26 protein-coding genes and 1 tRNA gene are annotated in these 24,712 nt (G+C 67.0%); 14 read left to right on the forward strand and 13 right to left on the reverse strand.

Going from position 1 to position 24,712, the window contains the following annotated elements:
• Positions 1–28 precede the first annotated feature (28 nt).
• On the reverse strand, positions 29–598 hold the full coding sequence (locus ACI6GS_RS18900) for an AAA family ATPase (RefSeq protein WP_439815015.1): 570 nt from the start codon (positions 596–598) through the stop codon (positions 29–31).
• A 119-nt stretch (positions 599–717) separates the two neighbouring features.
• Here ACI6GS_RS18900 and ACI6GS_RS18905 point away from each other — a divergent pair, with 119 nt between their 5' ends.
• From ACI6GS_RS18905 to ACI6GS_RS18925, 5 genes are all read left to right on the forward strand, one after another.
• The gene (locus ACI6GS_RS18905; protein ID WP_439815016.1) at positions 718–1,980 is read left to right on the forward strand and encodes an LLM class flavin-dependent oxidoreductase; all 1,263 of its coding nucleotides are present in this window, start codon (positions 718–720) and stop codon (positions 1,978–1,980) included.
• Positions 1,977–2,774: an alpha/beta fold hydrolase gene (locus ACI6GS_RS18910; RefSeq protein WP_439815017.1), complete on the forward strand. Its 798-nt coding sequence runs from the start codon at positions 1,977–1,979 to the stop codon at positions 2,772–2,774. Before ACI6GS_RS18905 ends, ACI6GS_RS18910 begins: the two co-directional genes overlap by 4 nt.
• A gap of 593 nt (positions 2,775–3,367) precedes the next feature.
• Positions 3,368–3,784 carry a GFA family protein gene (locus ACI6GS_RS18915; RefSeq protein WP_439815018.1) on the forward strand — a complete coding sequence of 139 codons (417 nt, stop codon included), beginning with the start codon at positions 3,368–3,370 and terminating at the stop codon, positions 3,782–3,784.
• A gap of 168 nt (positions 3,785–3,952) precedes the next feature.
• Positions 3,953–5,797 (forward strand): ATP-binding protein, encoded by a 1,845-nt coding sequence (locus tag ACI6GS_RS18920; RefSeq protein ID WP_439815019.1) that lies wholly within the window; start codon positions 3,953–3,955, stop codon positions 5,795–5,797.
• A 240-nt stretch (positions 5,798–6,037) separates the two neighbouring features.
• Entirely contained in the window at positions 6,038–6,319 is a 282-nt protein-coding gene (locus ACI6GS_RS18925) for a hypothetical protein (protein WP_439815020.1), read from the forward strand.
• A 233-nt stretch (positions 6,320–6,552) separates the two neighbouring features.
• On the opposite strand, the gene ACI6GS_RS18930 is transcribed toward ACI6GS_RS18925, so the two are convergent.
• Positions 6,553–7,032, reverse strand: coding sequence for a TspO/MBR family protein (locus tag ACI6GS_RS18930; RefSeq protein WP_439815021.1), 480 nt, complete (start codon positions 7,030–7,032; stop codon positions 6,553–6,555).
• Between the two features lie 247 nt (positions 7,033–7,279).
• On the opposite strand from ACI6GS_RS18930, the gene ACI6GS_RS18935 reads away from it, so the two are divergent.
• Complete coding sequence (locus tag ACI6GS_RS18935; protein WP_439815022.1) at positions 7,280–7,945, forward strand: hypothetical protein; 666 nt, start codon at positions 7,280–7,282, stop codon at positions 7,943–7,945.
• Positions 7,946–7,976: 31 nt separating this feature from the next.
• On the opposite strand, the gene ACI6GS_RS18940 is transcribed toward ACI6GS_RS18935, so the two are convergent.
• Genes ACI6GS_RS18940 through ACI6GS_RS18950 form a run of 3 tightly spaced genes read right to left on the reverse strand, consistent with a single transcriptional unit; the run spans position 7,977 to position 10,993 of the window.
• The gene (locus ACI6GS_RS18940) at positions 7,977–9,419 is read right to left on the reverse strand and encodes a PA2928 family protein (protein ID WP_439815023.1); all 1,443 of its coding nucleotides are present in this window, start codon (positions 9,417–9,419) and stop codon (positions 7,977–7,979) included.
• 14 nt (positions 9,420–9,433) lie between these two features.
• A complete protein-coding gene (locus tag ACI6GS_RS18945; protein WP_439815024.1) occupies positions 9,434–10,282 on the reverse strand; it encodes an SDR family NAD(P)-dependent oxidoreductase in 849 nt (282 codons plus the stop codon).
• A gap of 51 nt (positions 10,283–10,333) precedes the next feature.
• Positions 10,334–10,993: a protein-L-isoaspartate O-methyltransferase family protein gene (locus ACI6GS_RS18950; RefSeq protein WP_439815025.1), complete on the reverse strand. Its 660-nt coding sequence runs from the start codon at positions 10,991–10,993 to the stop codon at positions 10,334–10,336.
• A 145-nt stretch (positions 10,994–11,138) separates the two neighbouring features.
• Between ACI6GS_RS18950 and ACI6GS_RS18955 the strand changes: the two genes are divergently transcribed.
• Together ACI6GS_RS18955 and ACI6GS_RS18960 are read left to right on the forward strand one after the other, a co-directional pair.
• A tRNA-Cys gene (locus tag ACI6GS_RS18955) sits at positions 11,139–11,212 on the forward strand.
• Positions 11,203–11,979 carry a hypothetical protein gene (locus ACI6GS_RS18960; protein ID WP_439815026.1) on the forward strand — a complete coding sequence of 259 codons (777 nt, stop codon included), beginning with the start codon at positions 11,203–11,205 and terminating at the stop codon, positions 11,977–11,979. The genes ACI6GS_RS18955 and ACI6GS_RS18960 overlap by 10 nt, the downstream gene beginning before the upstream one ends.
• Positions 11,980–11,999: 20 nt before the next feature.
• Here ACI6GS_RS18960 and ACI6GS_RS18965 read toward each other — a convergent pair whose 3' ends face one another.
• The 3 genes from ACI6GS_RS18965 to ACI6GS_RS18975 form a co-directional block, all read right to left on the reverse strand.
• Complete coding sequence (locus ACI6GS_RS18965) at positions 12,000–14,105, reverse strand: putative bifunctional diguanylate cyclase/phosphodiesterase (protein WP_439815027.1); 2,106 nt, start codon at positions 14,103–14,105, stop codon at positions 12,000–12,002.
• Positions 14,106–14,246: 141 nt separating this feature from the next.
• Positions 14,247–14,876 (reverse strand): isochorismatase family cysteine hydrolase, encoded by a 630-nt coding sequence (locus tag ACI6GS_RS18970; RefSeq protein WP_439815028.1) that lies wholly within the window; start codon positions 14,874–14,876, stop codon positions 14,247–14,249.
• 96 nt (positions 14,877–14,972) lie between these two features.
• Positions 14,973–15,629, reverse strand: coding sequence for a cysteine hydrolase family protein (locus ACI6GS_RS18975; RefSeq protein WP_439815029.1), 657 nt, complete (start codon positions 15,627–15,629; stop codon positions 14,973–14,975).
• Positions 15,630–15,683: 54 nt separating this feature from the next.
• Here ACI6GS_RS18975 and ACI6GS_RS18980 point away from each other — a divergent pair, with 54 nt between their 5' ends.
• The gene (locus tag ACI6GS_RS18980; protein WP_439815030.1) at positions 15,684–16,496 is read left to right on the forward strand and encodes an N-formylglutamate amidohydrolase; all 813 of its coding nucleotides are present in this window, start codon (positions 15,684–15,686) and stop codon (positions 16,494–16,496) included.
• A gap of 4 nt (positions 16,497–16,500) precedes the next feature.
• Here ACI6GS_RS18980 and ACI6GS_RS18985 read toward each other — a convergent pair whose 3' ends face one another.
• Entirely contained in the window at positions 16,501–17,394 is an 894-nt protein-coding gene (locus ACI6GS_RS18985; protein WP_439815031.1) for an SDR family oxidoreductase, read from the reverse strand.
• 140 nt (positions 17,395–17,534) lie between these two features.
• On the opposite strand from ACI6GS_RS18985, the gene ACI6GS_RS18990 reads away from it, so the two are divergent.
• The 3 genes from ACI6GS_RS18990 (at position 17,535) to ACI6GS_RS19000 (ending at position 20,180) form a co-directional block, all read left to right on the forward strand.
• The gene (locus ACI6GS_RS18990) at positions 17,535–18,728 is read left to right on the forward strand and encodes a CaiB/BaiF CoA transferase family protein (RefSeq protein WP_439815032.1); all 1,194 of its coding nucleotides are present in this window, start codon (positions 17,535–17,537) and stop codon (positions 18,726–18,728) included.
• A 110-nt stretch (positions 18,729–18,838) separates the two neighbouring features.
• Positions 18,839–19,864 (forward strand): Rieske 2Fe-2S domain-containing protein, encoded by a 1,026-nt coding sequence (locus ACI6GS_RS18995; protein ID WP_439815033.1) that lies wholly within the window; start codon positions 18,839–18,841, stop codon positions 19,862–19,864.
• Between the two features lie 139 nt (positions 19,865–20,003).
• A complete protein-coding gene (locus ACI6GS_RS19000) occupies positions 20,004–20,180 on the forward strand; it encodes a hypothetical protein (RefSeq protein ID WP_439815034.1) in 177 nt (58 codons plus the stop codon).
• A 10-nt stretch (positions 20,181–20,190) separates the two neighbouring features.
• Here the strand turns inward: ACI6GS_RS19000 and ACI6GS_RS19005 are convergent, their stop codons facing one another.
• Entirely contained in the window at positions 20,191–21,006 is an 816-nt protein-coding gene (locus tag ACI6GS_RS19005) for a DUF72 domain-containing protein (RefSeq protein WP_439815035.1), read from the reverse strand.
• Between the two features lie 39 nt (positions 21,007–21,045).
• On the opposite strand from ACI6GS_RS19005, the gene queF reads away from it, so the two are divergent.
• On the forward strand, positions 21,046–21,543 hold the full coding sequence (gene queF, locus ACI6GS_RS19010) for a preQ(1) synthase (RefSeq protein ID WP_439815036.1): 498 nt from the start codon (positions 21,046–21,048) through the stop codon (positions 21,541–21,543).
• Positions 21,544–21,555: 12 nt separating this feature from the next.
• Here queF and ACI6GS_RS19015 read toward each other — a convergent pair whose 3' ends face one another.
• The 3 genes from ACI6GS_RS19015 to ACI6GS_RS19025 all read right to left on the reverse strand — a co-directional run bounded on the left by ACI6GS_RS19015 (position 21,556) and on the right by ACI6GS_RS19025 (position 23,807).
• Positions 21,556–22,911, reverse strand: a complete 1,356-nt coding sequence (locus ACI6GS_RS19015) for an NAD(P)/FAD-dependent oxidoreductase (RefSeq protein ID WP_439815037.1) — start codon at positions 22,909–22,911, stop codon at positions 21,556–21,558.
• Between the two features lie 86 nt (positions 22,912–22,997).
• A complete protein-coding gene (locus ACI6GS_RS19020) occupies positions 22,998–23,393 on the reverse strand; it encodes a hypothetical protein (RefSeq protein ID WP_439815038.1) in 396 nt (131 codons plus the stop codon).
• Between the two features lie 21 nt (positions 23,394–23,414).
• The gene (locus tag ACI6GS_RS19025) at positions 23,415–23,807 is read right to left on the reverse strand and encodes an MAPEG family protein (RefSeq protein ID WP_439815039.1); all 393 of its coding nucleotides are present in this window, start codon (positions 23,805–23,807) and stop codon (positions 23,415–23,417) included.
• Positions 23,808–23,909: 102 nt separating this feature from the next.
• Between ACI6GS_RS19025 and ACI6GS_RS19030 the strand changes: the two genes are divergently transcribed.
• The gene (locus tag ACI6GS_RS19030; protein WP_439815040.1) at positions 23,910–24,698 is read left to right on the forward strand and encodes an SDR family NAD(P)-dependent oxidoreductase; all 789 of its coding nucleotides are present in this window, start codon (positions 23,910–23,912) and stop codon (positions 24,696–24,698) included.
• The last annotated feature ends 14 nt before the right edge of the window (positions 24,699–24,712 follow it).

Here is a 24,712-nt window from a genome sequence, read left to right on the forward strand (position 1 = left end):
GGAACTGATCCCGACCCGTGTCGGCGGGCTACGGCCGGTCGCTCCCGCCCAGGGGCCGTACCCGCCGCAGCCGTCCGCCCGTCGTGTCCCACAGCCGCGCGCGGTCCACCGCCTGCACATAAGCGGGGGCCAGGGCACGGAACAAGGCGTGGCTCTGCGCGATCCTGTCGGTGCGCAGCGGCCGGCCGCCGCGCGCTGCGGCGCGGGCCTCGGCCTCCGCCGGATCGCAGGTCAGGCCGTGCAGGATGATCCGATAGTTGGCCGCCCGGATCCGCGCCAGCCAGGCCAGCGCCTCCGCCCCCTCCGCGTCCCAGGCCAGCGTCGTCTCCCACACGACCAGCGGCGGCGCCGCCGCCAGGACGCGGTGCATCAGGGCCTCGCCCGCCGCACTTGCCGCGGCCTGCAGCAGGGCGGCCCCCTCCGCCCCCCAGGGCTCCGCCGCGGGCGCGACCCCCGCCATGGCCGCCGCCATGACGTCGGTCGAGACGACCTGCGCCCCGCGCACCATCGGGCAGGCCAGCGCCAGGCGCTGCCGGAACCGGGTCTTGCCCGCCGCGATGCCGCCGCAGACGACGATCATCGAAGGCGGCCCGATCACGGAGATGTCCTCCGCAAAACGCTCAGCGGACGCATCAAGGGTCGTGACGCCCGGGCTCCGCTTCCGTACGCTGTTCAGCAACGAGAACGCGCGCGGCGCACGCCGGAAAGGGAGAGGAAATGAAGTTCACCTGGTTCAACCTGATGCCCTGGCCCTACATGCCGGAGGACTTCCGCGAGAAGAACAACTCCGTCTGGGTCGACATCCCGTCCACCATGTACGACCCGGTCAAGGGGCACGACGTCTATAACGAATACCTCGACCAGCTCGAATATGCCGAGTCCGTGGGCTTCGACGGCATCGGCATCAACGAGCATCACCAGAACGGCTATGGCCTGATGCCGTCGCCCAACATCATCGCCGCCGCCCTGACCAGGCGGACCAACCGCGCGGCGATCGTGGTGCTGGGCAACTCCATCGCGCTCTACAATCCCCCGATCCGGGTGGCGGAGGAGTTCGCGATGCTCGACGTGATGTCGGGCGGGCGCTTCGTCGGCGGCTTCCCCGTCGGCACGTCGATGGACACCAACTACTGCTATGGCCAGATCCCGGGCCTGACGCGCGAGAAGTACCAGGAGGCGCACGACCTGATCGTCAAGGCCTGGACGAGCGACGAGCCCTTTGCCTGGAACGGCCGCTATACCAAGCTGCGCTACGTCAACCTGTGGCCGAAGCCCGTGCAGAAGCCCTACATGCCGATCCACATTCCCGGCGGCGGCTCGGTCGAGACGTACGACTTCTGCCTCGACAACACCTATTCCTATTCCTATCTCAGCTTCACCGGCTACATCCGGGCCAAGGCCCTGCTCCAGGGCTATTGGGACCGGGTCGCCGAGCGCAACACGCCCGACGAGAGCCCCTACCGCGCCGGCTTCGCGCAGACGATCTGCGTGGCCGAGACGGACGAGGAGGCCGAGCGCCTCTACTGGCCGCACGTCAACTATTTCTACAATCGCTGCCTGCACGTCGACGCGCGCTTCGCCGATGCGCCCGGCTACCGCACGATCAAGACGATCAAGTCCGGCGCCCTGTCGCAATACGCGCCCGGCTTCGACTTCACCACCCTCTCGTGGAAGGACCTGGTGGAGGGCGGCCACGTCATCGCCGGCAGCCCAGAGACGGTGCGCCAGCGGCTGGAGGAGGCGATCCGGGGCCTGCGCGTCGGCAACATGTTCTGCCTCATGCACATCGGCGACATGCCGGGCGAGCTCACGCGCTACTCGACCCGCCTCTTCGCGGAGAAGGTGATGCCGAAACTGCGCAACATCTGGCCCGACTACGCGAACGACGGCCGCTTCTGGTGCCACCCGCTGGAGCGCCGCGCCACCCCCGCCCCCCTCCACGCCCCGTTCGAGCGCAAAACCGCGGAGGCCGCGGAATGAGCGCGATCACGCTGACCCATGTCCAGACCCACCATGCCAATGTCGAAGTCCTGCAGGGCGGCTCCGGTCCGGAGCTGGTCTTCCTGCACGGCGCCGGCGGGGTGACGGCCGACGATCCGTTCCTGCAGAAACTGGCGGAGCGCTACCGCGTCTATGCCCCCATCCTGCCCGGCTACGGCACGTCGGAGGAGTGCGAGAGCCTTCGCGACATGCTCGACTTCACGCTCCACACCTGGGACGTGGTCGAGGGGCTGGGCCTGATGAAGGGCAGCGACCGGCCCATCCTGGTCGGCCATTCGATGGGCGGCATGATCGCGGCCGAGATGGCGGCGATCGCCCCCCATGACGTGGAGCGCCTGGGCCTGATCTGCCCGGCCGGCCTGTGGCTGGACGCGCATCCCATGCCCGACATCTTCGCGACCCTGCCGTTCGAGTTCCCGCCGCTGCTCTTCCACGATGTCGAGGCGGGGACCGCGCTGATGACGGCGGGGGTCGACTTTGCCGACCACACGTTCCTGCAGAACTTCCTGGTGCAGAACGCGCGGCAGCTGGGCATGGCGGGCAAGATCCTGTTCCCCATCCCCGACCGCGGCCTGTCGAGCCGCCTCTACCGGATCAAGGCGAAGACGGTGCTGGTCTGGGGCGACTCGGACCGCCTCATCCCCCCGCCCTATGCCCAGGCCTTCAAGAAGGGCATTGCCGGCGCCCAGCTGGTCAGCATCCCAGAGGCTGGCCACATGGTCATCCTGGAGAAGACCGACGCCGTCATCGGCGCCCTCGACCGCCTGAAGTAGCAGCCCCGACCCAGCCCCCGCGCACCCCGGCGCGGGGGCCACTCCCCCATCCGCGTCGCTGGGCCGAAGCGAACGCGGTCAACGCCCAAAAAGCCGATCATCCCCGCGAACCGGGGTCCCCACGCGCAGCTGCGTGGGGTGGGCTGGCGGGGATCCAGAGCCCCAAGCGCAGGTCCATGTTGCCCCTGGGTCCCCGCCTTCGCGGGGACGAGCGGGGAGATGTTTACGCAAAGATGACCGCGGCCGTCGCCGACCCAGATCCGTGAGACCCTTAGGTTTCAACAGGGGTCCCACGACCCGCCACTTTCCCCTCTACGTCCCCCGCTTCATGCGGGGGACCCATGACCCGCCGCGCAAGGCCCGCGACCGCACCCCAAGCCGCCTCCGAAAATCAACCCCCAACCCCCAACCTCATCCCGAGGAGCGCCACAGGCGAGTCTCGAAGGATGGGCCACCCACGCCACCCTCCCCCATCATTCCCCCAGACCCCCAACCTCATCCTGAGGAGCGCCCCAGGCGCGTCTCGAAGGATGGGCCACCCACGCCAACCTCCACCGCCAGTCCCCTGCCCCCCCCAAAACCCCGGAGCCCGCATGACCCCCACCGCCCCCCTGAAAGGCACCTGCCATTGCGGCGCCTGCGCCTGGACGCTCGACGGAGACCCCGGCCCGATCACGGCCTGCAACTGCACCCTGTGCCGGCGCTACGGCGCCCTCTGGGCTTATGACTTCGCCGGCGAGCGCATCCACCTCAGCGGCCCCACCCGCAGCTATACCCGCGCGGAAAAGCCGAACCCCGTCCTGGAAATCCTGTTCTGCCCCGCTTGCGCCTGCGTCCTCGCCTGGCGCGGCCTCCGCCTGGAGCCCGACGGACGTCGCCGCATGGCCGTCAACGTGCGCCTGAGCGCCCCGGAAGCCACCGCCCACCTCCCCATCGACCACTTCGACGGCCTCGACACCTTCGAGGACCTCCCGAGGGATGGGCGGTGCGTGCGGGATATGTGGTTCTGACGTCTCAACGTCAGAACGTCATCTGAAGACATAGGTCGATGGAATAGTGGCGCCGATAGGCGCGCCGGTAAGCTTCTATTGACAACAGTCAGCAATAGTTATCTAAAGTTTATTCGAACCCAATTCATACCCTTTATGATTGACAGCGTCATCAAAGAGGATCGAGCAATGAAACTTTCTGCGGTGATAATTGAGAATTTCCGTGGCTATCGCGAAAATACGATCATCGATATATCTGACCTTACTGCTGTAGTTGGAAAAAATGATGCAGGAAAATCTACAATACTTGAAGCACTTGAAATATTCTTTAATGATGGGAAATTGGATCGTGGAGATTCCTGTGTCTACAGTCTAGATAAGATTGTTCGCATAGGATGCGTTTTTGACGACCTCCCTGAGAAATTAACTCTTGATTCAACATTCGAAACCGACCTCAAGTCGGAATACCTTCTGAATAAGAACGGACAGCTACAAATTATTAAAGAGTGGAACACTGACAATAAGACACCGAAGGAATCCATTTATGCTGTAGCAATTCACCCCACCGCACAAGGCATCTCTGATTTGCTTTATCTCAAGAACAATGAACTTAAAGCCCGCCTCAAGCGAATGTCCATTGACGAAACCGATGTTGATCTAACCGTTAATGCCGAAATCAGGAGAGCAATAAGGAACTCTTGCGAAGAAAAAGCTCTTGCTGAGATGCAAATTGCCTTAGAAAAAGAAGATGCAAGAAAAATCTGGGATCATATAAAGCCACAGCTCCCCATGTTTGCGCTCTTTCGCTCTGATCGCGCGAGTCAAGATGCAGATGATGAAGTTCAGAATCCGTTAAAATTTGCGATAACCCAAGCACTATATGAAGTGAGAGATGAATTGAAGCGCATTGAGCAATTTGTACAAAGTAGAGCGGAGGATGTAGCCACGCGTACTCTCGAGAAGCTTCGCGAGATGGATAGCGCATTAGCGAGTGAGCTAAAGCCGTATTTCAAGGCCGATCCCAAATGGGACGTTTTTCGATTTGGACTGACAGGGGACAATGATATCCCTATAAACAAGCGAGGAAGTGGTGTCAGAAGACTGGTTTTACTTAATTTTTTCCGAGCAGAAGCCGAGAGAAGGAGACATGAAAGAGGCGCATCGTCAGTGATTTTTGCTGTAGAGGAACCAGAAACTTCTCAGCATCCACATAATCAAATGCTTCTTGTGAAGGCCCTAAAGGATCTTGCTGCAGACAATAATACTCAGGTTATTATTACATCGCATACGCCGGGATTAGCTGGACTTTTACCCAGCGACAGTCTCAGGTGCGTGCGGAAGGACACGACGGGCTCAAGCAAGGTATACCTCTGCAGCGAGACAGAGTTAGTCGATATCGCAAATGATCTGGGAGTTTTGCCTGATCGGCGCGTTCAAGTCCTGGTGTGCGTAGAGGGACCACATGATATAGAATTTCTGGAGCGCATAAGCCAAATTCTCAGAAAAGAATATGATGATGTGGTTGATCTTAAGACAGACCATCGTGTGGCATTGGTACCTTTGGGTGGAGGCACTCTAAAGCAATGGGTCGAAAAGCGCTATCTACGCGGGCTGTCGATTCCGGAAGTGCATATCTATGACAGAGACGTTTCGATACCGCCGAAGTATAAAGCTGCATGCGACCTTGTGAATGCTCGCGGTGACCGGTCTTGGGCCGTTTTAACAGCGAAGCGTGAGATCGAGAACTACCTGCATCCCGACGCTATAGCAGAAGCCATGGACGGATTGTCAGTTTCGTTTGATGATTTTTCCGACGTGCCAAAGATTATTGCGGAGGCGGTACACAATAACTCGGCGTCCGAAGTACCTTGGTCGGACGTAATTGAAAGAAAGCTAAATCAGAAGATTAGCAATGCCAAGAAGCATCTGAACAAAGATGTTGTCGATAGGATGTCTATTAGAAGGCTTGAAGAATCAGATAAAGATGGAGAGATATTGGGTTGGCTGCGGCGTATAAATCAAATGTTAGTCTAAGTTTTCTCTATATTACTCAATTTTTGCGGCAATAGAGGCCCCATTTGCTGCACCCACGTAGAGACAGGAGGCATTCTCCTAAACTGCCGCGTAGGTGGCATTGGCAGACATATCAGTCTAGCTGCCGTCGTTGCTGTCTGTCATCGTGACCCCGCATCGTCATTTTGTCCCCGCTCGCCTGTAACGCCCACGCCCGGCGCAGCGAATCCTTTACCGTCAACCCTGCATCCTGGGACGGCGATGACTGAGATCATCAATGGGTATCCGTGCCGGACGTGCACCGACGTCGAGAATGCGAAGAAGCATATCGACCCGGCGCGGCCGCAGGATGGCCCCTTTGGCGAGGCGGCCAAGGCGAAGGCGGAGCGGGAGGCCGCCCGGGCCGACTCCCTGCGCCCCGGCGATCCCGCCGTGGTCCTGGGCGGGGCGCTGGCCGGGCTGGACGGGTCGGTCGCCGCCAATGCCCGGCAGACCCCCGCACTCGCGCCGCCGTTCGCCCGGACGATCGACCTCCGCGCCTGAGCCGGCGCCCGGATCGCGGAGCGGGAGCGGACCCGGTCTCGCCCCGCCCGGTCCGCCACACCCGCTCCACCCCACGGGCACGCACGGCCCACCACATCGGCCATCACGCGGGCCGGCGCCCGGTCGGGCCCGATCCACGCGCCCGCGTGCCCGTCGCCGCCACCGCATCCCGTCCGCAACGCCGCCTGCGCGGGCGCAGGCGCCGGGCCGGGGCCGGTCCCGCGCGACGGGGCTCAGGTCCCGCTGCGCTGCGGGGCCTTGTTGAGCTGCCAGATCGACAGGTTCAGGGCGGAGGCGAAGCTGACCCAGGCCAGATACGGGACCAGGAGCCAGGCCGCGCGCGCGTCGATCGGCATGAACACGACGATCATCAGGGCAATCGACAGCCACAGCAGCACGACATCGACAAAGGCCAGGTCGGGCCGCTTCAGGCCAAAGAACAGGGCCGACCACGCGGCATTCAGCGCCAGGCTGACGAACCAGAGGACGAGCGGCACGGTCACGTCGACCGCGTCCGCCCGCTGCGAGATCAGCCAGCCAGAGACGGCGATCATCAGGTACAGCACGGTCCAGGCGGGGGCGAACACCCAGTTCGGCGGGTTCCAGGACGGCTTCGCCAATTGCCGGTGCCATTCCCCGGGACGGAACAGCGCCCCCGACAGGGCGGCCAGGAAACAGATGCCGAGGAAGCCCATCAGGGCAAGGATGCTCACAACAATCCTCCAGCGCAGCCCAGGGCCCGCGCATTCAGGGGCCCGCGCATTCAGGGGCCAGCGCAGGCAGCAGCCGGTCCGGCCGCCAGCCAGTAGACCACATCGCGCCCAGGACAAACCAGCCACGGCCACCCCCGTTCCCAGGGGTTCGGGCAGGGGCCTCCGCCTAGGCCCGCCGGCCCGGCCAACGCGCCGGCGCCAACCCTCGACCTTGACTTTCGCACGCAAATGTGCATGATTTGTTCTCATGGGTTCCGCCGCTTCCTCAAGCCCCCCACAGGGCGATCCGCGCGCGCCCGCCGATCCAGGCGGGCCGGCCGTGGACATGCCGGGCACGGCAGAGGAACTGGCCGACCTCGCGGAGCTGCGCGGCCTCGCCATGGCGGCGGCGCGGCGCTGTGCGGCGGCGCAAAGCTCGGCCGAGACGCCGGAGCAGATTGCCGTCCTGACGCTCGCCCTCGACCGGGCGGCGCGCGCGGTGCGCCACATCATCGTGCTGGAACAGCAATGCCGCGGCGCGCGGCCCCTGCCCCATGCCCGCGGCGCGTCGGCGTCGGCGGGGTCGGCCGCCGATCCGGCCGGCCAGACGGGCGCGGCACCGTCCAGGCTCTATGGCGGGCCGCCGCCGGGCTGGCAGGATCCGGACGGCGACGACGACTATATCGAGCGGCTGGACCAGCTGTTCGAGCGGGTGGGCCGCGCCCACCACGGCGAGCAGGCGGCGGAGGCAGCCGCCCGGGGCGAGGCCGTGCCGGCGCACTTCACGGTGCCCAGCATGGATGGCACCTGGCGCACGTTCAGTGCCACGGATGCGCCCGCCACCGCCCCGGCCCCCGCTGCGGCCGCTGCCCCGGCCTTGGCGACCGGCTTCGCGACGGGCCCGCCCCGGGTTGCCCCCAACTGGCGCGCGTGACCTCCAATTGCCCTGGCGCTCACCCCCCGGCTCAGCGCCAGGGCCGGTCGCCCAGGGGAAAGACGTGGGTGCCCAGCGTGCCCGTCTCCAGGTCGATGGCGGCCAGGATCTCCGCCGCATTGTGATAGGGATCGCGCGCCGGCTCGTTCGGGTCCGGCCGGTATTGCCGGCCGAACAGGACCAGCGTGCGCGCCTGGGCGTCGCCCGGCCCGCGCATCACCGACTGCACCAGGCTCAGCGTCGTGTCGGTGGTCCAGGCCACGCGCCCGCCGCCCCCCGCGGCAAGGTCGACGCGGGAGAGCAGGACGCGGCCCGCCTCGCCCAGGCGGCTGCGATGGGCCAGCAGCACGGCGGCCGGCCGGCCATCGGCGCCGGCCAGCACGAAGGGCGCATCCTTGTCCCCGAACAGGCCGGCGCCCAGGAAGTCCTGCTCCGGCAGCAGGACGCGCGGGCCCTCGATCACCAGCGTCTCGCCCCAGGTCTGGGGGAAGTCGGCGGGCCAGCCGGGCGGCGCGGCGGAGCGCGCGCGCAGCCGGCCGTGCCACAGGCGCTGGCGCGTCGCGGTGTCCCCCAGGCCGCCCAGGTAGCGGTGGCCCGGCGGCCGGGCAAAGCCGATCTGGCGCACGTCCCCGGCGCTGGGCGGATCGTCCATCAGGGCAAGCCAGGTGCCCGCCACCTGCATCTCCCGCGCGCGGAACATGCCGTGCGAACTGGGGGTGTGGAAGGCCGGCACCTCGCCCGGGTCGGCGGGCGGGGGCGCCCCCTGCTGCCGCGCCACGATCGCCTCCAGCTCCGGCGGCAGGGCGATGCCCATGGGCGGGATGCTGGACGGCGCCAGGACCGGCACGCTGGGGATCTCGGGCAGGCCCAGGGCGCGGGCGGCGCTGGACGGCGGCGCCGGCCCGTCATGCGCCACCGCCTTCAGGTCGGGGCCGATGCGCCACAGGCGGCCGTCCGCGGCGGTCAGGACCAGGCCGCGGGCAAAGCCGTAATAGCGCGCCTCCGGCAGGATCTGGCCGGCCAAGGCGGGGTTCGCCTCGGCCAGGCGGGCGGCATCGGCCACCACCTGACCGTCGCCCGTCGCCACGCCCACGATGCCGTCCAGGTAGAGCCAGACGACCGCCCCGTCGCGACCCAGGAGAAGGCCGTTGACCGCGCGGTCGCCCGTGACGGTCCGCAGGCCCCGCTGCCACAGGACTGCGGCGGTGCGCCCGTCAAAGGCAGCCAGGTCGAAGAAGGTCTTGGCCCGGCTGCGCGTCGACCGGCGGCCCAGGGAATAGGTCATCACCTGCCGCGTCAGGACGACGACCTGGGGCGCGCCGTCGACCGTGATGGGCAGGACCGGCCCCTCGACCCGCGCAGGTCCGGCGAACTGCACCAGCAGGCCGTCGATCACCTCGTCCAGGGCGCCGCTGGTGACCAGGGCGCCGATGCCGCCGACCAGCAGGACGATGAGCAGCAGGATCCTGCGCATGGCCGCCCGCGCCGTCAGCCGCCGCGCTGGCCGGAGAATTCCTGGAGTGCGGCGCGCGCCCCGCCGCTCATCTCGGCATTCAGGCTGGCCCCGGCGGTATAGCCGCCGTCGACCGCGATGGCCTGGCCGGTCACGAACTTGGACGCGTCGCTGGCCAGGAACAGGGCCATCTCGGCAATGTCCTCGGGCACGCCCACCTTGTGCAGGGGGCGCCCCTCGGCCGCCAGCTTGCGCATGTACTGGCCAAAGTCCTCGGCCGTCGCCTTGCCCACGCCAAAGCCGCGGGCCAGCAGCTGGGTCGCGATCCCGCCGGGGCAGATCGCGTTGGAGCGGATGTTGTCGGGCAGCAGTTCCAGCGCGGCGCACTTGGCCAGGTGGATCACGCCGGCCTTGCAGACGCTATAGACCAGCGGCCCGCCGCCGCCCGTGATGCCGGCGACGCTGGCGGTGGAGATGATGCTGCCGCCGCCTTGGCGCCGCATGTGGGGCACGGCGTGCTTGTAGCCGGCGAACACGCCCTTGAGCAGGACCGCGACAGAGACGTCGAACTTGTCCATGTCGATCTCGGCCACACCGCCCACGGTGCCGCCATAGCCCGCATTGTTGAACAGGACGTCGATCCGGCCAAAGCGCTCGACGGCCAGGTCGATCAGCGCCTTGACGTCCGCCTCGACCGCGACGTCGGTGCGGCGGAAGGCAAAGCCGGCGCCCAGGCTGCCGGCCATGCGCTCGCCCTCCTCGGCCTGCAGGTCGCCGACGACGACGCAGGCCCCTTCCTTCAGGAACAGCTCGGTGGTGGCCCGGCCGATGCCGGCCGCCCCGCCCGTGATCACCGCAACCTTGCCCGCCAGTCGACCGATCATGCCATCCTCCCCGTGTTCTTTGGGGCGGATGCTAATGGCTCGCGCGCCGGCTCAGAAGACGAAACTGGCGGGCCTGGCAAAGCCGGGCAGCGGGCGCACCGCGGCGTCGAACAGCTGGCGCCGGCCCAGGTCGGGCGTGCGGGTGTAGAGCGTCGCCTTGCCCAGGCCCGGCGACGGCCCGGCCAGCACCACGGCGGCGCGGCCCTGGTCCGCCAGCTGGGCCAGGATCGCGTCGGGCACCACCTCGACCGCGCCGTCGAACAGGATCACGTCATAGGGCGCCCCGGCTGCCCAGCCCTGGTTCAGCGGGCCGCTCGCCACGACCACGCCGGGCGCCAGCGTGGCCAGCAGACCCTGCGCCTGGACTGCCAAAGCCGCGTCCTCCTCCAGGGCGACCACACTGCCGCCCAGACGCGACAGGACCGCGGCGCCATAGCCGGTGCCGGCACCGACCAGCAGCACGCGCTCTCCCGGCTGCACCAGCACGGCCTGCAGCAGGCGGGCAAAGACCCGCGGCTCCATCAGGAAGCGGCCGGGCGCCAGTTCCAGGTCCTCGTCGATATAGGCCAGGGACTGCCGCCCCTCGGGCACGAACGCCTCGCGCGGGATGGCGTCCAGGGCCTCATGGATGCGCGCGTCGGGCACCATGTTCGGCTTGATCTGGCTGGCGATCATGGTTCGGCGCAGGGCCGCAAAGTCAGGCGTCGGCATCGTTCCCCGGGACACAGGCTTGGGCGCAGGCGTGCGGCGGAGCATAGCGACCGCCCTTGCCCCACTCAACCACCTGCGATGCGTGCCGGACCGCCTTGCGCAACGGCGCGGCTTCTTCTAGGTTGCCGCCCCTGCGCGGGGCATTGGCCACGTGGCGGAGTGGTTACGCAGCGGACTGCAAATCCGCGTACGGGGGTTCGATTCCCTCCGTGGCCTCCAGCGCCCCGCAGCAGACCGCATTGCTGTCGGCGATCATGGCCCACGGGCCGACCGGCAAGTCTCCGCCCGCGATTGCCCCGTCCTGCCCCATGAGTGCGCACGCCCTGCCCACCGTCCTGCTGTCCCTGGCCGTGGGCGTCGCCCTGGTCCTTGGCTATTTCGTCCAGGCCCGGCGCGCCACCATCCGGCGGCATGCCGCCCTGGCCCGCGCGCGCCACTGGCGGGTTGAGCATCGCCGCGCCGCCCTGCCTGCCGGCACCGTGCTCGAGATCGCTGCCCCCGGCGGCACCTGGACGATGCGGACCGAGCCCGCCCACGGCACGACCTGGCGCCAGGCGGACCTTGCCCATCCCGATGGCGTGGTGGTGCTGGGTCCCGCTCAGGCGGAAGCTCGATACGCAACCGATATCGACGCCATGGGCACCGTCTCGCCGCCAGCCGCCGCTGCCCTGCTGGTCGAACTGCTGGGCCCAGCGGCCGATGCGGCGCAGGTCCTGGGACCGCTGCGCATCGTAGGACAGCCGCCGGGCCGCACTTTCACCATGCTGGCCATCGGGGCGGGCTCGGGACGGCTGGACCTGGATGCGATCGACGCCCGCCTTGCCGCCTGGCACTCCCGGCACCCGGACCCGGCCCTGCATCCGGTGCTGTGCTTCGACGCGGGCGGGCTATCCGTGCGGCTGAGCCAGCCAGTCACCGACCTGGACCTGGCGGCCCGCTTCATCGACCTGGCACTGGACCTGCGCGGCGCCATTGGCCCCGCCTGACGCCGTGCAGCCTGCGGTGGCTAGACGGGTTCCGGCACGGCGCGAAGCAGGAAGCGACGCTCGATCTCCTCCTGCGGGACAGGGCGGCTGAAGAAATAGCCTTGCGCCTCGTCGCAGCCGAGTTGCCGCAGGTAGCTCGCCTGCTCGGCCAGTTCCACGCCTTCTGCCACGACCCGCATGCCCAGCGAATGGGCCAGCTGGATGATGGTACGCACGATGCTGGACTTGGATGGGCTGAGGTGCATGTCGATCAGGAAGCTGCGGTCGATCTTCAGAACGTCGATCGGCAGCATGTGCATGTAGCTGAGCGACGAATAGCCCGTGCCGAAATCATCCATCGAAACGCGGATGCCGAGCTTCCGGATCTCCTGCAGCTTGGCGATGACGCCGGCCACGTTCTCCATGACCATGGATTCGGTGATCTCCAGGTCCAGGCCGTCGGCATCCGGATTCATGCCCATGGCGTCGGCGACATCCTGGACGAAGCGCGGCTGACGCAGCTGCACGGCCGAGACGTTGACGGCGATGGGCGGCGCCACCAAGCCCGCCTGGGTCCAGGCGCGGCGCACCTGCATGGCTTGCCGGATCGCCCAGCGGCCGACATGCTCGATCAGCCCCATCTGCTCCAGCATGGGGATGAAGAAGCCGGGCGCCACCAGTCCGCGCTCCCCGTCCTGCCAGCGAAGCAGCGCCTCCAGCCCCACCACCGCGCCGGACCGCAGGTCAATCTTGGGCTGGTAGTGCAGGACGAACTGGAACAGGTCCACGGCACGGCGCAACCGTGTTTCAAGCTCCAGCTGCTCGGCCACGCGGACATGGATCCGCGGCTCGTAGAAGCGGTAGCGCTCATGCCCCTGCTTGGCGCTCTTCAGTGCCGCCTCGGCGTTGTGGAAGACCGTGACGGCTTCCTGCCCGTCCTCCGGGAATACGGCAAGACCGGCCCGCCAAGCGATGCGGAACTCCTGACCGGCAATGGGGAACACATCGTCGAAGAAGCGGATGTCGTTGCGCGAGATCAGGTCCTCGACCGTGGCCCGGTCAGGAATGTTGGGCAGCATGACGGCGAACTGGTCGCCCGACAGGCGACTGACGAAGTCGCTGCGCCGCATCACGGTGCGCAACCGCTCCGCCAACTGGTGCAGCAGGTCATTGCCCGACTTGCGGCCCAGCGCGTCATTGATGACGTGGAAGCGCTCGACGTCCAGGACGATGACGCCGATCCGGCCATTGGGACCGGCAGCATCCATCTGCTCGGCCAGGCGGTCCAGAAAGGCCTGATGATTCGGCAGGCCGGTCAGCGGATCGACATAGGCGATCTGCTCCAGCCGTTCCTCGCGGGCGATCATGTCCAAGGCCACGCCCAGGTTCGTCCCTAGTGCCGCAAGCACGGCCTGGTCGTGGCCGTCGAACACGCGGTCGCGCTGGGCCTGCAGCACCAGCACCCCATGGCAGTCCGCCTCGCCCAGCAGGGGCACAATGGCGACGCCGCCGCGGGCCTGGACCTGCCCGCTGGTGCGGGCCAGGTCCGCACTTGGGTCCTCGGCGTCTTGGTGCGCCGCATGCCAGGCCGGACCGACACCAACGCCCGGCCGCATCGACGCGCCGTCGGCGATCAGGAATTGTACCCCCTCCATCCGCCCGACCTCGACGGCGACGCGGCAGACCAGAGCGCACAGGTCAGCCGCGCTGCGCTGGCGGATCAGGCCGGCATTGATGGTGGCGAACAGGTCCCTGATGTGATGTTCCTCGCTGAACCGGGCGTATTGCGGCGCCGTCCGGGTCACGTCGGTGGTCGATCCGTCGAACCGGATTACCTGTCCGTCGCCGTCGAGCACGATCGAGCCTTCCTCATGCATCCACCGGATCGTCTGATCGGGCAGGATGATCCGATAGGTCGTCTGGTAGGTTCCGGTTTCCACGGCCTGGGTCCGTACCCAGTGGACCCGGCTCCAATCCTCGGAATGGATCATGCGCGACCACAGGTCCGGATCGCGGTTGAACTCGGTCAGATCGCGGCCGACCACGGTCTCGAACCCCGGCCCCACCCGGATCAGGTTCCAGTTCGCGGGCGTCACCGACCATTCGACGCGCGGCGGTGCCGGCGGCGTCTGGAGGTCGGGCGGCACGGGCGGACTGGAAATGATGACCCCTCCCCTCTTCCGTTCGAGTTCAGTGGCGATGGCGATCGGTCGGGGCCTTGCTGCATCGGGATCCAGCCGCGTGGCTGTTGCCCGGATTCGTCAATCGACAATCGCCGTGCTGCCTTTCTAATCCGTGAATGCTGCCAGGACCTCGTCCACCGTCTGGATCAGGCAATAGCCACCGAACGCCTTCAAGGCGGCTGCATGGCGGGCAGCGCTGTGGGTGGCGCAGGCGTCCTCGGCACAGACCATGTAGTAGCCCCGATCCGCGCCGTCCCGCACTGCCATGTCCACACACTGATCAGTCAGGAATCCCACAACAATGACGTTCTCCACCCCAAGGTTCCGCAACAGATAGTCGAGACTAGTCGAATTGAAGACGCCGGATGACGTCTTGGGAAGCACGATTTCGTCACCCACAGGCGCGACGCTGGCAATCACCTGCGCCTCATGCGATCGCGGTGCCACATGGATACCGGAAAGCTTGTGATCCAAGGATCGGTCGCGACCATCGCGCGTTAGTGATTCGATCACCGTATAGATGACCTCGCAGCCGCGCTGCCGTGCGCCGGCCAGAAGACGCGCCATGGCGGGCAGGGCACGCTCATGGATTGCACGCTGGTAATCCGGCTTGTCAGTGCGGTAGTGCTCGGCAATCTCTGCATTCTGGACGTCGACCACCAGGACGGCGGTCACCGCAGGGTCCAGGCGCTTGTCCCGACGCAATTGGAGCGGATCGAAACCCGGTCGGGCCATGACAAATCCCCCTGGCATGTCGGTATGCCGGCGCCGATTCCACCGGCCCGACCCACTCAGCATAGTCCGCGGCAGCGCGCGCGAGCCTGGAAAAGATCAGTCGGCCGAATCTCTGGCCCGCTGAAGCGCCAGCCACTCCGCGGCGCGGAGCAGGCGGCAATAGCTGCCAAGCCCGGCCAGCGCGCCCTCGTGACGGGCCTGGGTCCCGGCCATGCAGGCATCGGTCAGGCAGGTGACGAAGAACCCCCGGTCCGCGGCATCGCGGATCGTATGGTCGACACATTGGTCGGTCATGAAACCGGTCACGACCAAGTCCGTGATCCCGATGTTGCGCAGCAGGTATTCGATGTTGGTGGAGTTGAACAGGCTCGATGAAGTCTTTGGGATCACCAGTTCGTCGCGGGCCGGGCGCAGCGCATCGATCACATGCGCTTCCGCCGAGCCGCGCGCGACAAAGACGTTCGACAGCTTGTAATCCAGGCTTCGGTCGCGACCGTCCTCGGTTGCGTTCTCGATCACCGTGTAGACGACCTCCACCCCCTGCAGACGGCAGTCATGGACCAGGTGACGCAGGGCCGGGATGACAACGTCGCGGGCCCGTTCATAGAATTCCGGATGGCTGATGCGCTGGCCGGGGTTATAGGTCAGGTTCTGAACGTCGATGATCAGCAGCGCCGTCCTGGCGGGATCAACGGGTCGGTTCCGGCTCAAGCCGGTGTCGCGCGGGCGCGGCCCCGCCTTGGCCTGAGGCATGAACCCTTGTCCTCCTGGGCCGGGTGCCCAATTGCAGCCAAGGATAGGTCGCGGATGAGTGTCCCGGTCAAGCCGCAAGCCCCGATTACCCGCCTGGCCCGCCTGCTGGGCCCTGACGACCCGGCTCCCTACAGTGTCGAGCGGGCGGCCGGGACCTCGCCCTTCGTCCTGACCTGCGACCATGCAGGGAAGGTCGTGCCGCGCCGCCTGGGCACGCTGGGACTGCCGCAGGCGGAACTGGATCGCCATATCGGTTGGGACATCGGCGCCGCCGGAGTCACCCGGCGCCTGGCCGCGGGCCTTGATGCCTTCGCCATACTCTCCACCTATTCACGGCTGGTCATCGACGCCAATCGCGATCCCGCGGTGCCCAGTTCAATCGCCACGATCAGCGAACTGACCGAAGTGCCGGGCAATGTCGGGCTGGTGCCGGACGAGCGCGCCGCCCGCATCGTCGAGGTCTTCGAGCCCTATCACAACCGGATCGCCGCCGAACTGGACCAGCGGCAGGCGGCCGGACGGCCGACGATCCTGGTCGCCGTGCACAGCTTCACGCCAGTCTTCAAGGGCGTGGCGCGCGCCTGGCATGCGGGCGTCCTCTACAACCGCATGCCGGCGCTGCCCCACGCGGTGCTGGCCGGACTACGGGCCGAGCCGGGGCTGGTCGTCGGCGACAACGAGCCCTATGCCGTCAGCGACGCCACGGACTACACGGTGCCCGTCCATGGCGAGCGCCGCGCCCTGCCCCATGTGGAGATCGAGATCCGGCAGGACCTGATCGCCGGGGCGGATGGGCAGGCCGAATGGGCGGAGCGCCTGCAGCGCGTCCTGGTGGGCGCCGCGGCCTCCCTCGGCCTGCCGCATTGAGGCATCAGCGAACAGCCTTCAGGCTGACGCCCGGCGGCAGCGGCATCGTGTCCGGGATCATGTAGTCGCCGCCACCCAGGTCGTGGGTCGGGTCGACGCGGTACTGGTCAAAGTCGCGGATCCCGGCGTCGTAGAGCACCTGGTCATCGATCAGGAAGTTGCCGCTGAACGTGCGCGCTTCCTTCATCAGGATCACATGCGCCGCATCCGCCATGATGTCCACGGTGCGGCAGCCGCGCAGCCCCTCCTGTCCAGAGACGGCAAATTCGATCGCAGCGGTGGCGATCCCCGTGCGCGGCCACAGCGAATTGAAGGCGATGCCGTCGTCGCGGAATTCCTCGGCCATGCCGGCCGTGCACATCGCCATGACCAGCTTGGCCGAGGTATAGGCGACATGCCTGCCCAGCCACTTTACCGGCATGGCCAGCGGCGGCGACATGTTCAGCACATGCGGATTGGGCGCCCGCTTCAAGTGGGGAATGCAGGCCTTGGACGTCAGGAATGCCCCACGCGCCGTGATCTGGTGCATCAGGTCGTACTTCTTCATGTCCGTCTCGAGCGTGCCGGTCAGGCTGATCGCCGAGGCGTTGTTGAGGCAGATGTCGATGCCGCCAAAGGCCTCGACCGTCTTCTCCACCGCCTCGAAGACCTGGGCGTCGTTGCGCACGTCGACGACCAGTGGCAGGGCGCGTCCGCCCGCCTTCTCGATCTCCTCGGCCGCCGTGTAGATCGTCCCCGGCAGGTGCTTGTGCGGCGCTGCGGTCTTGGCCGCGATCGCGACATTGCCGCCATCGCGCGCTACCCGCAGCGCAATGGCAAGGCCGATCCCGCGGGAGCCGCCGGTCATGAAGAGCGTCTTTTCCTTGAACGCGCCCGTCTGGGGTATGGCCTGGCCCATCGAATCCTCGCCTGTGTTCTTGGTGGTGCAGGCTAGCAGGTCGCCCCTGCGTCTTCGACCGGCGGGTAGACTATGCTTGCGCGCGGGGGCCGCAACACCTAGAGATCGGACGAAGAACGAAGGGACGGAGGCTCTCGACCATGACGCAACAGGCAAAGGGCCCCATGGCGGGGGTCCGCATCATCGACCTGACGCAGTTCATCTTCGGCCCCTATGCGACGCAGAACCTGGGGGACCTGGGCGCTGACGTGATCAAGGTCGAGGAACCGGGCGGCGACCGTCAGCGCAAGGGCGGCAAGGCCCCAAAGTCGGGCGACATGGGCCCCGTCTACATGGGCTACAACCGCAACAAGCGCTCGGTGGCCCTCGACCTCAAGAGCGAGGCCGGCAAGCGCGCGCTGCGCCGCCTGATCCGCTCCGCCGACCTGTTCATCCACAACATGCGGATGGAGACGGTGGAGAAGCTGGGTTTTGCCTATGACGACGTAGCGAAGGTGAAGCCCGACATCATCTATGTCGCCTGCCGGGGCTATGGCTCCGACGGCCCCTATGCCAAGCGACAGGCGTTTGACGACCTGATCCAGGCGGCCAGCGGTGCCGCCGACCTGCTGCCGCAACTGGATGGCAATCCCGAACTGCGCCTGCTGCCCTCGGCCGTCGCGGACAAGGTCAGCGGCCTCTATGGCACGATCGCGATGCTGGCAGCCCTCAACCACAAGGCCCGCACGGGAGAGGGCCAGTTCGTGGAAGTGCCAATGCTGGAGAGCTTCACCAGCTTCCTGATGAGCGAACACCTCTACGGCCACACCTACGACCCGCCGACCGGGCGCATCGGCTTCACTCAGATGCTGACCCCCGACCGCAAGCCCTACCCGACCCGCGACGGTTTCCTCTCGGTGCTGCCGGCGTCGCAGGACCAGTCGGCGCGCTTCCTGGAACTGGGCGGCGTGCCCGGCTTCTACACAAGCGAGGCGTTCAAGGCGGCACCGGACAGCAAGGCACGCGTGCGCCTGTACTACGACGCCATGCGGCAAGCGGCGCTCAGCCGCACGACCGAGGACTGGATGGCCGTCTGTGCCGAGCACGGCATCCCCGTGATGCGCGCCAACACGCTGGCGACCCTGCTCGACGATCCGCATCTCAAGGCGGTCGACTTCTTCGAGCGGCGCGACCTGCCCGGCGAGGGCACCTGGCGCTCCATGCGGCCGCCCATCAAGTTTGCACGCACCCCGTGCGAGGTGCGCCTGGAGCCGCCCCGAATCGGTGAGCATACCGACCAGGTGATGGCTGAACTCGACCGGCTGGACGGTGGCGACGCCGCTGCGGCGGAGTAGTCGAACAACGTTCACAAAGCGCTTGACGGACCTCTGACGGCACCAGGAAGCTTCACGCGGAGCAGAGGTCCGCAATCGCCCCATGACGGACCCCCCATGGAGGAGCCGTCATGAGCGCCGTCGCCGGTACCCCGCGCACTCTCCCCGTCGCCGAGCGGCGCGGCCGCGAGAGCGCTCGTCCCCTGCCGGCGGAGGGGGAGAACGGCGTCTTTACCCAGTCCTGGTGGCCCGTCTGCCTGGCGGAGGAGGTGGCCGCGGCCCAGGTCAAGGGCTTCGGCTTCCTCGACGGGCGCGTCGTCGTGTTCCGCACCGCGGCGGGCAAGGCAACCGTGATGAGCGCCTATTGTCCTCACCTGGGTGCCGACCTCGCAGTGGGCGAGGTAGTGGACGATACCGTCCGCTGCGCCTTCCATCACTGGCGCTACGACGCCACGGGGGCCTGCGTCGCGACCCTGATCGGTGACCCGCCGCCACCGCGCGCTTGCCTGTTCGTGTTTCCGACGATCGAGAAGTACGGCCTCATCTGGGCCTTCAACGGGACGGAGCCGCACTACGAGCTGCCCGACTTCCCGGTTCCACATGCGGACCTGGAGTTCCGTACCTTCCGCATCGACGGGTCGTTGCCGGTCGACCCCTGGATCGTCTGCGCCAATACACCCGACATCCAGCACATCAAGGCGCTGCACGGCATCCGGTTCGCTCAGGAAGACCCGCATGACGAGGTCGAATGGACACCCCATTCGATGTATTACAACTTCACCGGCTATCACAAGCAGGGGGAGCCGATCGACAACCGCGTCGGAATCGTCGGCACCAGCCTCTACTACCAGCACACCCTGTTCAATGGGCAGTGGTTCGGCTTCCTGGCGCCCTTCGGCATGCCCAGCCCGGGCGAGACGGTGGTCTACATGGTCGTGGCGGCGCGACGCGACATGGGGCCGCCCGAGGCTGTCGGCCAATTCCTGGACTTCATCTCCGAGCTTGAGACGCAGATCGTGATGGAAGACTGGCCCATCATGCGGACGATCCGCTTCGCGCCGGCGCACCTGACGAAGAGCGACCGAACGCTGGCCCGCTTCTTCCAGTACATGCGCGACTACCCGCGCGCACATCCGTCCGCACCATTCATCCGATAGTGGCGCCGCCGCCACGGGGCGATCCCGCAATGCGGGATTTCGTGTTAAACCTCAAAGGGCGAAAGGTGCGCTAAGCATCTGACCCAATTGCCGTTAAGGATTTGTTAAGCATATCATCCGGGGACGCGTTGGAGGCAGCGTGGTTTCCCCGAGCAAGGCCGTGGTCGCGGCAATCGAATCCATCGGCCCGCGCAACGCCGCCCGGCCCAAGCCCGCAGCGGCGGCCCTGCCCGCCGCGGCGCCGCCACGTGTCGATCCCGGTTACGCGCTGCCCAAGGCGGGGCCGTTGGGCCGGGTGATCGACATCCTGGTCTGAAACCAACGCCTCAGAGACTGTTCAGGAAGGCCTGGGCAGCCGCGGGGGCCCGGACCTTGGCCCCGTTGATGAAGAACACGAAGACATCGCGGGGCGTCCGCTGCGGCGCAGGCGCCAGCAGGTCAAGATCGTCCGGCACCCCGCCTGCAGCCCAGGTCCGCGCCCGCCCGGCGAACCGATGCAGCGCCTGGGTGTCATAGCCGCTCGCGACGTTCTCCTGCGCGTCCTGCAGGCGGAGATAGACGGGGTCCGCCGTCACGTCGGAAAAGGCCGCGTACTTGCGCGTGTCGGCGATCACCAGCGACACGTCCAGGCGCCGCAGCAGCATCGGCATGGCTGGGACGGCAAAGCTTGCATGTCTCGGCTCCAGTACGTGGCGCAGCGCCCGACCCTGGACCTCCCGCGGAAGCAGGGCGCAGAATGCCTCGATCTCGTCCGGGTTGAAGACCTTGGTATCGGCGAACTGCCACAGGATCGGACCCAACCTGTCGCCTAATTCCACGATGCCAGAGTCGACGAAGCGCGCGATGGACTCGCCCGCGCCGCCCAGGTCCTTGCGGTTCACGGCGAAGCGCGGGGCCTTCAGCGCGAATACGAAGTCGTCAGGCACCTGCTCCGCCCAGGACCGGAACGTCGCCGGCGTCTGGTTGCGATAGAACGTGCCATTGACCTCGATCGCCGTGACGTGGCGGCTGGCATGGGCCAGTTCGTCCTTGTGCTTCAGGCCCGGCGGATAGAAGACCCCGCGCCAGGGCTCGAAGGTCCAGCCGCCAATGCCGGCACGGATGCGCCCCTGGCCCGCACGCTTTCCGCTGCCCGTCGTCATGTCGCGCCCTCCAACTCCACAGGGGCGCTATCATGCGCGATGAGCGATCGCCCGCAGCCCGAAAACCCGCATCCACCACGAGCCGGATCGGATGGCCTGACCCAGCTTGGCCGCAATGTCGGCCTGCCCACCTCGCCCCAGGCAGCGCACCTGGAACGCGTTCCGAACACCTATCCCCGGACACGGTATGTCGTGCGCTTCGCGGCGCCCGAATTCACCTCCCTGTGTCCCATCACCGGTCAGCCGGACTTTGCGCACCTGGTCATCGACTACGTACCCGATCAATGGCTGGTCGAGTCGAAGTCATTGAAGCTCTACCTGGGATCGTTCCGCAATCACGGTGCGTTTCACGAAGACTGCACCGTCGGGATCGGCCTGCGCCTTGTCGCCGAGCTGGCACCGCACTGGTTGCGCATCGGTGGGTACTGGTATCCACGCGGCGGCATGCCGATCGACGTTTTCTGGCAGTCCGGGACGCCGCCTGGTGAGATCTGGCTGCCTGATCCGGGCGTCCCCTCCTATCGCGGGCGAGGCTGACCGCGGAGCTGACTAAAGGCCGGCGATCGGATTGGCCACGCTGCCGTCGGTGAACCGGCTGTGGCGATAGGGCGTCGGATCGACGCGCGGGCGCTCACCGGTGATCATGTCGGTAATCAGGGCCCCCGCCCCCGGCCCGATGCCGAAGCCATGGCCCGAAAAGCCAGTGGCCACGATGAAGCCGGACAGGCCCTCCACCGGGGAGATGACGGGGACGGCGTCGGGCGTGGTGTCGATCATGCCGGCCCAGCGCTGCTCGACCTTCATGTGGCGGAAGGCCGGGAAACGGTCGAACAGGTCCTCGGTCGCCTGGTCCAGGTGGCGATCGACAGGCGCCGGATCCAGGGTACGGACCTCCTCGAACGGGGTGACGTCGCTGCCGCTCCAGGTGCGCTTCCAGCGCCATTCCTGGAGGAAGCCGGCCGTTATGCGCGGCTCCACGTCCTTTGGGCTCTGCCGCAGGACTGGCAGGTAGTCGCGCAGGTAGCGGAAGCTCTTGGGCACGATCTCGTGGCGGATGATGCCGCCATTGGCGATCGTGTAGCCGCCGTCCGCGCGCTTGCGGAAGGCAAAGCCCGGCGCCCAGCAGGCAATCTCCGGCACGCCGTCCAGTGGCGCGGTACGCAGCACGGACGAGCGCACCAGCAATTGCGGCAGGCGTACACCGTGATTGAAGCAGAACGCCTCCGACCATGCGCCACCCGCCAGGACGACGGTGCCGCAGGCAATCCGCCCGCGTTCGGTGATGACGCCGGCAACCCGGCCGGCGGCGATATCAAGCGAACGGACCGCGCAGTCGGTCAGGATCGTGGCGCCCAGGCGCTGCGCCGCCCGCGCAATCGCGGGCGCCGCCTTCTGGGGCTCGGCCCGTGCGTCCGAGGCGGTGTAGAGCGCGCCGGCCCAGGGTCGGGCAGCCCCCGGCAACAGGTCCTCAAGCTCCCGCCCGCGCACCATCCGCGTGTCCAGCGCGTACTCCCCGGCCATGGCGATCCAGGCCAGGCGCTTCTCGACTGAGGCCTCGTCCGGGCACAGGTACATGATGCCTGTGTTCCGGAATCCGACATCCTCCCCCACCATCTGGTGCATCTGCGACCACAGGTTCAGCGCCTCGACCGAGAGTTCCAGCTCGCGCGGATCACGCCCCATGCGCCGGCACCAGCCCCAGTTGCGGCTCGACTGCTCGCCGGCGATGTGCCCTTTTTCGCAAAGCACGACCGGGATGCCCTTCTGGGCCAGGAACAGCGCTGTGGTGGTGCCGATGATGCCGCCGCCGATGATGACGACCTCGGCCTGCGCTGGCACTTCGCTGTCCGGGGTGACCGGTTCGACATTGGGACCCAATCCGCTCTCCCACATTGGCGCGACCATCGCGGCAGTCTAAGCCCGGCCGGCGCGCTCTTGCTTCAGCAAGCCTCACGCAGCGGGCGCCGCGCGCTCAAACTGACGCCGACGCCTCAGCGCGGCGGCGTCAGGTTCAGCCGGTCGACGAGCCAGACGCCGTCCACCTTCACCAGGTCGACCTCGGCCCGGACGCGGCCCTGCGGCGTGGCGATGCTCCCGCGAAGACGGCCACGTCCCGGCTTCAGCGCGCGCTTGTTCCAGAATGCTCCACTGGACCGGTCCAGGGCGAAGCGGGCCACGACTTCGGCGAATTCGGACCAGGGCACATCGGCGCGGAAGCGCGCGGTGGTGCGTCCCGACCAGACTGTCTCCACCGGCTCGCGCGACAGGGCGGTGACGAAGTCGCGGCCGGCGTCGGCCAGCGGTCGGGTGATGCGGAACACCGCGGCAAAGATCGCCCCGAACAGCGCAAGCCCGCCGACGATGGCCAGGACGACGACGCCCCACATGACACAGGCCCTGCCGCGCGCCTATAGCGCCTGGATGGCCGTAATCAGGCACAGCACGGCTGCCACCGTGAAGTAGCCAAGCGTCACCACCATGCCCAGGAAACGGCCTGGCGATTCCCCGCCATTGGCCATCAGCCCCAGGCCATGCGCGGTGCGGCCCAGGAACAGGGCGGCCCCCAGCGCGTGGACGGACCAGCCGGGCCAGCCGGCGGCTTCGATCAGGAACAGCAGGACAAGGCCTAGCGGGATGTACTCGACCGCGTTGCCATGCGCCCGGATGCGTCGCTCCAGCATGGGATCGTTGCCGGCGCCAAGCAGCACCTTGCTCGCCATGCGCTGCTGAATCACCGAAAAGGTCAGGAAGAGAATGAGCAGGGTGCACAGACCTGCCCAGAGCATCGTGATCGACCCCATGCCACCCCCATCGCGGCCTTGGCGTATGGCCACCCCATCTGGATAGTAGCGCCACAGCGCTGGGCAAGAAATCCTGGCGCCAACGAATACGGGAGGATCGGCATGTCGGAGCAGAAGCGGACCGCTATCGTCACCGGGTCGGCCACGGGCCTGGGGGCGGCGATCGCCAGGCAACTGGCCCAGCGCGGCATCCGCGTGGCGATCAACTATTCGAAGAGCGTCGACGCCGCCAAGGCGACCGCCGCCGCCTGCGAGTCAGCCGGGGTGGAGACGCTGCTGGTCCAGGCCGACGTGTCCCAGGATGCCGACTGCCGCCGCCTGGTCGCGACCGTGACCGAGCAATGGGGCCGCCTGGATTACCTGGTCAACAATGCCGGCACGACCAAGTTCGTCGAGCATGCCGACCTGGACGGGCTATCGGCCGAGGACTTCCAGCGCATCTACGGCGTCAACGTCATCGGTCCGTTCCAGATGATCCGTGCCGCCCGTCAGGCACTGGCCGCGACGGGTGATGCCGCCGTCGTCAACGTCTCGTCCATCGCCGCCATCATGGCGGTGGGCAGCAGCGTGGCCTACCTGGCCTCCAAGGGCGCGCTCAATACAATGACACTTGCCCTTGCGCGGGCTCTGGGACCGCAGATCCGCGTCAACGCGATCTGCCCCGGCTTCATCCAGGGCGAATGGCTGCGCGAAGGCCTGGGCGCGGATCGCTACGACATGACCAAGGCGATCATCGAGCAGACCTCCCCCCTGCGCCGCGCCGGCACGCCGGAGGAGATCGCGCAGACCGCGATCTACCTCCTGCTGGACGCGAAGCTGGTCACGGGCGAGACGATCATGGTCGATTCAGGCGTGCACCTGGGCGCTCAGATCACGGCGCCGAAGCCCTGACAGCCCAAGCCCCG

It is taken from the genome of Zavarzinia sp. CC-PAN008, from assembly GCF_051903925.1.
Taxonomy (GTDB): domain Bacteria; phylum Pseudomonadota; class Alphaproteobacteria; order Zavarziniales; family Zavarziniaceae.

Excerpts from the sequence above, each read along its gene's own strand:
- ACI6GS_RS18935 (WP_439815022.1), top strand. The coding sequence starts at position 7,280 with ATGGGTTCCGCCGCTTCCTCAAGCCCCCCACAGGGCGATCCGCGCGCG.
- ACI6GS_RS18950 (WP_439815025.1), bottom strand. The coding sequence starts at position 10,993 with ATGCCGACGCCTGACTTTGCGGCCCTGCGCCGAACCATGATCGCCAGC.
- ACI6GS_RS19030 (WP_439815040.1), top strand. The coding sequence starts at position 23,910 with ATGTCGGAGCAGAAGCGGACCGCTATCGTCACCGGGTCGGCCACGGGC.
- ACI6GS_RS18910 (WP_439815017.1), top strand. The coding sequence starts at position 1,977 with ATGAGCGCGATCACGCTGACCCATGTCCAGACCCACCATGCCAATGTC.
- ACI6GS_RS19015 (WP_439815037.1), bottom strand. The coding sequence starts at position 22,911 with ATGGTCGCGCCAATGTGGGAGAGCGGATTGGGTCCCAATGTCGAACCG.
- ACI6GS_RS18915 (WP_439815018.1), top strand. The coding sequence starts at position 3,368 with ATGACCCCCACCGCCCCCCTGAAAGGCACCTGCCATTGCGGCGCCTGC.
- ACI6GS_RS18905 (WP_439815016.1), top strand. The coding sequence starts at position 718 with ATGAAGTTCACCTGGTTCAACCTGATGCCCTGGCCCTACATGCCGGAG.
- ACI6GS_RS18920 (WP_439815019.1), top strand. The coding sequence starts at position 3,953 with ATGAAACTTTCTGCGGTGATAATTGAGAATTTCCGTGGCTATCGCGAA.
- ACI6GS_RS18945 (WP_439815024.1), bottom strand. The coding sequence starts at position 10,282 with ATGATCGGTCGACTGGCGGGCAAGGTTGCGGTGATCACGGGCGGGGCG.
- ACI6GS_RS19025 (WP_439815039.1), bottom strand. The coding sequence starts at position 23,807 with ATGGGGTCGATCACGATGCTCTGGGCAGGTCTGTGCACCCTGCTCATT.
- ACI6GS_RS18995 (WP_439815033.1), top strand. The coding sequence starts at position 18,839 with ATGAGCGCCGTCGCCGGTACCCCGCGCACTCTCCCCGTCGCCGAGCGG.
- ACI6GS_RS18925 (WP_439815020.1), top strand. The coding sequence starts at position 6,038 with ATGACTGAGATCATCAATGGGTATCCGTGCCGGACGTGCACCGACGTC.
- ACI6GS_RS18975 (WP_439815029.1), bottom strand. The coding sequence starts at position 15,629 with ATGCCTCAGGCCAAGGCGGGGCCGCGCCCGCGCGACACCGGCTTGAGC.
- ACI6GS_RS19005 (WP_439815035.1), bottom strand. The coding sequence starts at position 21,006 with ATGACGACGGGCAGCGGAAAGCGTGCGGGCCAGGGGCGCATCCGTGCC.
- ACI6GS_RS19020 (WP_439815038.1), bottom strand. The coding sequence starts at position 23,393 with ATGTGGGGCGTCGTCGTCCTGGCCATCGTCGGCGGGCTTGCGCTGTTC.
- ACI6GS_RS18985 (WP_439815031.1), bottom strand. The coding sequence starts at position 17,394 with ATGGGCCAGGCCATACCCCAGACGGGCGCGTTCAAGGAAAAGACGCTC.
- ACI6GS_RS18940 (WP_439815023.1), bottom strand. The coding sequence starts at position 9,419 with ATGCGCAGGATCCTGCTGCTCATCGTCCTGCTGGTCGGCGGCATCGGC.
- ACI6GS_RS18980 (WP_439815030.1), top strand. The coding sequence starts at position 15,684 with ATGAGTGTCCCGGTCAAGCCGCAAGCCCCGATTACCCGCCTGGCCCGC.
- queF (WP_439815036.1), top strand. The coding sequence starts at position 21,046 with ATGAGCGATCGCCCGCAGCCCGAAAACCCGCATCCACCACGAGCCGGA.
- ACI6GS_RS18990 (WP_439815032.1), top strand. The coding sequence starts at position 17,535 with ATGACGCAACAGGCAAAGGGCCCCATGGCGGGGGTCCGCATCATCGAC.
- ACI6GS_RS18970 (WP_439815028.1), bottom strand. The coding sequence starts at position 14,876 with ATGGCCCGACCGGGTTTCGATCCGCTCCAATTGCGTCGGGACAAGCGC.